General features: G+C 35.8%; 10 protein-coding genes and 1 pseudogene. 4 read left to right on the forward strand and 7 right to left on the reverse strand.

The window, feature by feature from the left end; genetic code table 11:
* Positions 1–183 precede the first annotated feature (183 nt).
* The 3 genes from ACZ8ZH_RS20115 to ACZ8ZH_RS20125 form a co-directional block, all read right to left on the reverse strand.
* A complete protein-coding gene (locus tag ACZ8ZH_RS20115; RefSeq protein ID WP_470247976.1) occupies positions 184–750 on the reverse strand; it encodes a plasmid replication DNA-binding protein in 567 nt (188 codons plus the stop codon).
* 63 nt (positions 751–813) lie between these two features.
* Positions 814–1,737 carry a replication initiation protein RepM gene (repM, locus tag ACZ8ZH_RS20120; protein ID WP_470247977.1) on the reverse strand — a complete coding sequence of 308 codons (924 nt, stop codon included), beginning with the start codon at positions 1,735–1,737 and terminating at the stop codon, positions 814–816.
* A 615-nt stretch (positions 1,738–2,352) separates the two neighbouring features.
* Positions 2,353–3,060 carry a hypothetical protein gene (locus ACZ8ZH_RS20125; RefSeq protein WP_470247978.1) on the reverse strand — a complete coding sequence of 236 codons (708 nt, stop codon included), beginning with the start codon at positions 3,058–3,060 and terminating at the stop codon, positions 2,353–2,355.
* A gap of 232 nt (positions 3,061–3,292) precedes the next feature.
* Between ACZ8ZH_RS20125 and ACZ8ZH_RS20130 the strand changes: the two genes are divergently transcribed.
* Both ACZ8ZH_RS20130 and ACZ8ZH_RS20135 read left to right on the forward strand, forming a co-directional pair.
* On the forward strand, positions 3,293–4,870 hold the full coding sequence (locus ACZ8ZH_RS20130; protein ID WP_470247983.1) for a MobA/MobL family protein: 1,578 nt from the start codon (positions 3,293–3,295) through the stop codon (positions 4,868–4,870).
* 9 nt (positions 4,871–4,879) lie between these two features.
* Positions 4,880–5,029, forward strand: coding sequence for a hypothetical protein (locus tag ACZ8ZH_RS20135; protein ID WP_218699125.1), 150 nt, complete (start codon positions 4,880–4,882; stop codon positions 5,027–5,029).
* 265 nt (positions 5,030–5,294) lie between these two features.
* Here ACZ8ZH_RS20135 and ACZ8ZH_RS20140 read toward each other — a convergent pair whose 3' ends face one another.
* Positions 5,295–5,672 carry a hypothetical protein gene (locus ACZ8ZH_RS20140; protein ID WP_470247979.1) on the reverse strand — a complete coding sequence of 126 codons (378 nt, stop codon included), beginning with the start codon at positions 5,670–5,672 and terminating at the stop codon, positions 5,295–5,297.
* Positions 5,673–5,924: 252 nt separating this feature from the next.
* On the opposite strand from ACZ8ZH_RS20140, the gene ACZ8ZH_RS20145 reads away from it, so the two are divergent.
* Positions 5,925–6,170: a hypothetical protein gene (locus tag ACZ8ZH_RS20145; RefSeq protein WP_470247980.1), complete on the forward strand. Its 246-nt coding sequence runs from the start codon at positions 5,925–5,927 to the stop codon at positions 6,168–6,170.
* A 29-nt stretch (positions 6,171–6,199) separates the two neighbouring features.
* On the opposite strand, the gene ACZ8ZH_RS20150 is transcribed toward ACZ8ZH_RS20145, so the two are convergent.
* A complete protein-coding gene (locus ACZ8ZH_RS20150; protein ID WP_470247981.1) occupies positions 6,200–6,514 on the reverse strand; it encodes a BrnA antitoxin family protein in 315 nt (104 codons plus the stop codon).
* A complete protein-coding gene (locus tag ACZ8ZH_RS20155; RefSeq protein WP_470247982.1) occupies positions 6,501–6,788 on the reverse strand; it encodes a BrnT family toxin in 288 nt (95 codons plus the stop codon). The genes ACZ8ZH_RS20150 and ACZ8ZH_RS20155 overlap by 14 nt, the downstream gene beginning before the upstream one ends.
* Positions 6,789–7,159: 371 nt before the next feature.
* Between ACZ8ZH_RS20155 and ACZ8ZH_RS20160 the strand changes: the two genes are divergently transcribed.
* Positions 7,160–7,438: a DUF2164 domain-containing protein gene (locus ACZ8ZH_RS20160; RefSeq protein WP_419310716.1), complete on the forward strand. Its 279-nt coding sequence runs from the start codon at positions 7,160–7,162 to the stop codon at positions 7,436–7,438.
* 178 nt (positions 7,439–7,616) lie between these two features.
* Here the strand turns inward: ACZ8ZH_RS20160 and ACZ8ZH_RS20165 are convergent.
* Positions 7,617–7,702, reverse strand: a pseudogene (locus tag ACZ8ZH_RS20165) (plasmid replication DNA-binding protein); the annotation flags it as partial.

Below are 7,702 nucleotides of genomic sequence, written 5' to 3' on the forward strand. Positions count from 1 at the left end.
TCTAAAATTAACATAATACACGTTATACGAAATGCTTGAATTTTTCTTATAAGCATCAATATCTTATCCGAAACCATGACGGGGTTCAGCGCACTGTCATGGTTTCTTTGTGATTATTCACGTTCCACGCCTATTATTTGATCAATGTTTCACAACTTTGATTAGCACACCTAAACAAGCCTCTTAGCCATTCGGCAAGAAAAACCGGCTTAACCACCCTCTTTTCGGCTGCTCCGGTTCAACCTGCTCCGGTACTGGAATGCGCTTATTCTCTGTCTGCTCCGGAGTAGTCACTCCCTCATGTTTAGCTTCTGCTTTGTCCGGTTCTGGAGCTGTTTTGGCCATGCTTGGTTGCAGCGGTTCTTGATCGGTAAACGTAGTCATATTGGCTGTGGGAGGCTTCATTTCGATGAGAGTTAGAAGCGTATCTATACGAGCGTTCGCCTTGGATTCACGATCTTCGGCTTTTTCTAATTGTTTTTTTAGGAAGTCGATTTGGCTTTTCAGTTCTACCACTGTTTTATCAGTGTATTCAGGTGTATTTTGATTTTGTATTGAAGACGTATCAATACGTTTTGCCTGTTTTGCTCCAAAAGGCTCACCATAGACACGAAGTAGTTCTGAAAAATCTATAAAACCATCATGGTCACGACTTAAAACACCATTTTTTATATCTTTATATAGTGTAGCTCTAGATTTTTTATACAACGTTGCAGCATCACTAACACTGTATTTTGTAGCTGTATTCATAGTGTATTGCTGTGTATTTTGAAAATGTATTGGAGAATACAATATGTGTATTCTCCAATACACTCAAGCTTTAAAGCCAAGGTTTTGTAGGTGGGGGAAAAACTGCTTTTGTTGTATTGGATCTCTCAGCATTTCTTTGATTTTTGCTGCTAAGCTCTCATAGCTTTCATTGCCATTTGCTAAGTTTGAAAATTCAGGTAGTCGTGAAAGCTGATTGCCAAACATATTGATTTGAGCATCTGTCATTTGGTGGAATGTTACTTGGGATGTTTTTGTTAATTCATGTTGAGCTGGTATTGCTTTTGATTTAATTCTGAATTGAATATCTGTGATAACTCTACCTTTTTTGAATTGGTCATAGTCAACGGTAATATTGGTATGTTTATTAATTTCACTTACTGCTCTGTCTAAGACATTAGATTTAAAGTTAGACATAGTTGAATATTCAGTCGCATCCAGCCCTAATTTTGATCTAAGATCGTTAATACTATATTTCTCAGTTTTTGCTACATTCAACCATTTAATTAATAGCTCATATAGTCTGATGCTATATTTACTCTTAAAGTCAGACACTTGTTCTATATGGTATTTTGTGAATTGTTCGCTTAATCGGCTAATTAAGCTGATAACTTCGTTACTAAGGTATAAAACGATAAGGCCACTAGAATCTACATAGGTCACTTTGTTTACCCAATTCGCTGTAGTAAGAGCTTCTTGGCCCTTATATCTATCTAAATAACTAAACTCCCTTCTTTTTAGTGTTTTCGCTGCCTCTCTAAGCAAGCCATAGGCATTATTACCATCTACTTTAAATTGATGAACGTAGTCACTTACGAGTACTTCTATTGGTGTATCAGATGTGAGATTAGAAGACTCTCTAGCTCCAACTATGGCCAAGAGCATAATACGTTGCTCTATGAGTGATAAGTTGAAAGAGGCATCGATAAGAGCATTATCCTTAACAACTAATTTATTGTTATTTGTCATGATATGAAGCTTATTAATTCATTTAACTAGGTTATATGCTATATATTTTAAATAGTCAATAATTCAGCTATTCAAATACCCCTTAAACCTATCTTTATAACCCCTTAAACCTATCTTTATAACCCCTTAAACCTATCTTTATAACCCCTTAAACCTATCTTTATAACCCCTTAAACTATTGCAAATAAAGGCTTACAGCATCTCTAAAAGCATTTAAAAACATTAAAATTTATTAAAAGCCCTGGCAAAGAAAAATTGCCCTTGGTTTTCGCTACGCTCAAACTCTATTGAATCTCGCTTTCGCTCGATTCGTGGGGCAATTTTTTGGCTAATATCGTTATGACTTTGATAAAAAGCAAAGGCAAGAGCAAAAGCAACTCGGAATTCGCTTCGCTCATAAAGCTTTTTTACTCGCTATGCTCGTTCTAGACTCAAATTAAGCTCATTTATCCATAAAATTTTGAAATCCATTTACAAAAAAGCAGTTTTTCAGGGAGTCTAGGCGCGACTTTTCAGTGTGGCACTCGTAGACACTCGTTCAATACGTCCTATTTGACGCATATTGAATGTTTTCTGCTTTACACATAGTTTCCATCTTATTCAGTTTAAAAGTGGCTAAAACGAGCGCTCTGTCGCTTTAAATGGGTTTCTACTGTCCTGCTCAAATCCATCTACTGTAGTTTTGAGAATTTCATTTTGTGCATGCCTCTCCGCAGTTCTTATTTTTTGATCTACAGTCATTTGATTTTTTTCGATTAAAACAGCCGTTGCTGCTGCATCGATAAAAATTTGTTGCAGGCGTTTTAAGTCATTCGGTTGATTGGCATGAAAACCAGTGACATCAAACAGCTTTTTACACATTGCACCCAAATAGTAATTTTCTCGATCTCGTTGTTTTTTTAGACTTGGATCTGGCTTGTCTACTTTCGCATCGATGCGCTTTTTCTGGTTTCTGAGTTTGATTTCAGCTTTCTTCTGATCCTGTTGTTGAAGATAGTTTTTTAAGGCATCCAATTTTAAAAAATGTGAATCAATGTCGGAACGGTTGGCTAAATTTAAAATTTCACGTTCAAATTTTGTTGGCGTAGGCTGCGATTGAATTTTGGTCAAAGCGGCCATTTGTTTGAGATAGGCATTTTTTTCATAACGACATTTTTTAATGAGAAGCCAATCTGCTTCAGAAAAATCAGCCATGCTTTTTTTGCCTGGAAGGATGTCTAGAAAGCGCTGTTCTATTTTTCTTTTGAAGGGCAGTTCTTGAATATGTTTGATCAGTTGTTTCACATCATCCAAAGTTAAAACCAATGTTTTGCGACCGACCATAAAAGCCCCTCGAATTCTGATTAAGTTTGCTGTTAGTACAGTCAGTTTAACCCGTAGGTACAGTGAATTTAAAAATTAATTCTGTATGACAGAATTAATTTTTATCTCAGTCTCCCTGTCTTTTTTGCAAAACTATCCCTAGCGTGATAGTTTTGCAAAAAAGACAGAAGTCTTCGTCCTGCGGAGCAAAAGCAAAAGCCCCGAAAATCGAGAGTAGTAATCAATGTTTTACATGGACATTCGGCATAATGTGAAGAAGGCGAATAGCAGCAAAAATGCCTTCCATTACCTCACCAGGACTGGACATTTCTTGGCGAAAAAACAGGATGAAGAATTAGAGTTTGTCCGTTCCGGACATCTCCCTGCTTGGGCGAAAAATCGGCCTGCAGATTTTTGGAAAAGTGCCGATCAGCATGAAATTGAACGGGGTCGGACATCGACTGTTTTAACGGTTGCTTTGCCGAAAGAGCTGAACCGATTGCAGCGAATTGAATTGGTGGAATCCTTTATTCGAGAATTCACAGCGACCTATCAGTTCCCCTATACCGCAGCGGTACACAATCATGCCAGTGCTTTAACGGGTGAGGATCAACCGCATTTACATCTGATGTACTCTGAACGTAGCCTTGCCGATGGAATAGAACGATCACCGGAACAGTTTTTTAAACAGTACCGCCCCAAAAATCCACAGCAAGGGGGTGCACAAAAAATGACGGCCAATGCTTTGGGCCAGGGAAAGAATCAGGTGGTAATTTTTAGGCAGACGACCGAACAATTACTGAATGATTGCCTGCAGAAATATGCCCCACAGAAAACCATCATGCTTAATGGTCTAGCGTTAACGGTTGAAAATAGCGTTTCTTGTTTATCGAATCGGGATTACAACAAACAGTTTGGTACCGATTTAAAAGATGTTCCGCAGATTCCAAGGTGGAAACTGTACAGTGCGGATCCCATTGTTCAGCTAGACGTTCAGGCACAGAAAGAAACCATTCAGCAGATCCGTAAACATAACAAAGCAGAGTTGTACAAAGCCGAGTATGAGAAGGAACTGGAAAAACGAGCGTTAGCACAGACAACACCGCTACAACAACGATATGCCGATCCTAAAGAATATAAGGATTATGAACTGAATCAATTACAGAAAAATATCGTGGATGCTTGTCAGAGCATGACGACACAGGTCGATCTAAGAGCAAAACATCAAGAAATTTGTAAGGTGACGAATCGACTTTTTGAACACCGGACCTTTGGTCAAACGCTATTGGCATTACAACAGAATAATCTGATGACTAATTTTAGTTGTGAGCAGTTGATTAATACTGGTGCTGACTTTATTCAGATTAACTTGAAAAATGCAGATTCGGAGGTTTGGGAAAAGCTCGATGCCTTTTGTGGGAATGAAGCCGATCGAGATTTTTTACAGTATCACTTGAGACATTTAGCTCAGTTTATTCAGCAGTTATATGATATTGATACGAAGCGAAGTCGGACTTTTGAGCAGAACTTTAGTTATCAATTTTATCCGTGGCAACGTCATGATATACAGCAAAACTTTGAGCAGAAACAGACTGAGATGCGAGTATTCATGCAATTGTATGAGAGTTTTATAGCGCCAGTGGCCAATCGCTATTTTCCTGAAGATTATGAATTGTATCTGCAGCAGTACCTGGAAAAATTTAAAGAAAGGGATCAGCAGATCACGGCTGCATTAGCTGCTGATATTGAACCGATGATCACCACTAAAATGGAAAGTGAACAGGAAAAAAGAAATGATCTTGGCAATATTTATGACAGACCTGGCTTTTAGGAGACGAAAATGAATGTGATGGAATCCGTATTTGATGAGAACATTCCACTGATGATGGAAAAGTCTAAAGAAGAACCCGTTTTTATTCTGGGAGAAGATGAGCCTAAATATGTTCTTTTGTCATTTGAAGATTATAAGAATTTGACTAAAAGTAACTAATCTGGATTAAGCTAAATTACTATTTTTATCTAAAAAATGCTTTAAATATTCAATTTACACGAATTCCAGTATGGTTTTTTAAATCAAAACTAAGTATCTGAAAAATATCATGAATATTATTTAAGCGTCCAAATTGGTTTAATTGGCTAAACCCAACTAATTTGGACGCTTAACCTTGTAACTAGTTGTTTTATATGAATTGTTGTAAAAATCAACAATCTATGCTGCATTTCGCATAAGGTGTATTATGTTAATTTAGGAGAACTTAATCATCATAAGTCAAATCATCTTCATCAATATTGATAAAATCAGGCTTAGGATCAACATTAAATTGAACAACAGAAATTAAGTCTTTTCCTAAAATTTTGGCTTTCCCAACCCTATGCATACCATCCATTAATCTTCCTTGTGAACATAGAATAATTGGATAAGATAAATCTGCTTCCTGAATTAATTGCATGTGTTCAATAATTTCTTGAGTTGTTGGATGAGACTCTGGATACCAATATGGCTCTTCTAATTCCCTAATTTCTGATAGTGGAATTTCTTTCACTTTAAATTTTTTAGTTAACTCTACTAGATTATGTACATCCCAAATATAGGTATCATTTCCAACTTTCCTAAAATGATATTGCTTTCTCATAAAGTTAAAACCAAATTATAAATACAATAAGGATTAAAACATAAAACCCCACCGATTTAACATAATGGGCATTACACGAAGCAAGGACAATAGATCCTCACTTTTGCAGTTCGCATAAGAGATTTTATGTTAAATATGAGTCTTGTTATTAGCGACATATAGTGTCGCTTTTGTTTATCTACCATATTGAAATTTAAATTATTTTGTAAGAATCTTATTAGATAGTCTATTTAAATTATTTTGAGATCTAATATGGCAGTTTACGGTAGTTCTAATGTTTTAAAACACATTTCTGATTGGGATGGATGGTCTAAAAGCTATGGTCCTAGTGACGAAGTTCCTCATTCTGGAATATATAAATGTAGTGGATGTAATAAAGAAATTACATCAAATAAAGGTGATAAGTTTCCACCACAGAATCATCATCAGCATGGTTCTAACTTAAGTTCAATCCAATGGAAGATTATTATCTTTACAGATACAGAAGGAAAATACTAATTAAAAAATGGGAGCTTAAGCTCCCATTTTTATTGATGATTATTTAACTCTTTCAGCATTGCATCCCGAAGAATTTCATTCATACGAGTTTGATAGCCTTTACCCTGTGCTTTGAACCATGCAAGTACATCAGCATCTAAGCGAATAGAGGTTTGTTGCTTCACTGGCCGATAGAACTGATTCTGGCGTACAGCATTACTCCAGTCGGTAATTTCAGGAATATCAGACAGGTCTAATTGATCATCAGAAATATTCCCTTTAGCAAGCAAGCGTTTAATTTCAGCATCTTGCTTGTCGCCGAATTTTTCATTCAGCTCTTTGCGTGAATATCTAACCATGCTCATATTTATCTCGCTCCGCTTTAGTTACCTGTCTTGCACTAATGATTCGTATGATTTCACTGTTATCTTCATCAAAGATGGTATGTGCCACCAGTAGCATTAGTACGCCTTTAACTCTTCCAATGGTTTGCCAACGTTCTTCACCATCGGTATGTCTATCTTGGATTGAGATCCTTAATGGATCATCAAAAATAAGGCTTGCGGTTTCGAAAGAGATATCATGCTTTTTCTGATTCTTTCGATTCTTAGTCTCATCCCATTCAAAATACTGTTCCATAGAAAACATTCAAATTTGTATATACAATAATGTATCACAAAATTGTATCACTCAAGTTGAGAAGCGTAATTTTTAGTCAGATTTATTGGCAAGAACTATCAAAATTGATTATAAAAAAAGCCGACTTGTTTCCAAGCCGGTTTTTTGCTGTTTTTTGATTTTTCTATTTTAATATAACTAATTGATATTAAATAATTATTACAAAACGATTTCGTATAAGCACCATTATGTTAAGTAGTAGATATAAGAGAGTTTGTTTTATAAACAAATAGACTTGAATTAAGGATGAACGTCATTATAAGACGTTCTCTTATTGCATAAATAATCTATAAAAATTGTAATAAGCTAATACTATGTTTGAGATTAATTAGATGGCTGAAAACAAAATCATTAAATTTGATGAATTTACTCGTGAACAAATGATTTATTCATTAAAAAAATATGCTCTAAAAGAGCTTGATTTAGATCTTGGAAACTTTCCAGCTCAATTCTTATTTGATTTCATTGTTGAAGAGTTTGGACATCATTTTTACAATCAAGCTCTAACAGACACTCATGAATGGTTAGCTGAGAGATTTTCCTATTTAAATGATGACTTATTTATATTAACTAAGGAAAAACCTAAAGAGAAAACTGTTAAAAAATTCTAAAATTAACATAATACACGTTATACGAAATGCTTGAATTTTTCTTATAAGCATCAATATCTTATCCGAAACCATGACGGGGTTCAGCGCACTGTCATGGTTTCTTTGTGATTATTCACGTTCCACGCCTATTATTTGATCAATGTTTCACAACTTTGATTAGCACACCTAAACAAGCCTCTTAGCCATTCGGCAAGAAAAACCGGCTTAACCACCCTCTTTTCGGCTGCTCCGGTTCAACCTGCTCCGGTACTGGAATGCGCTTAT

It is taken from the genome of Acinetobacter sp. SW-226, assembly GCF_055632855.1.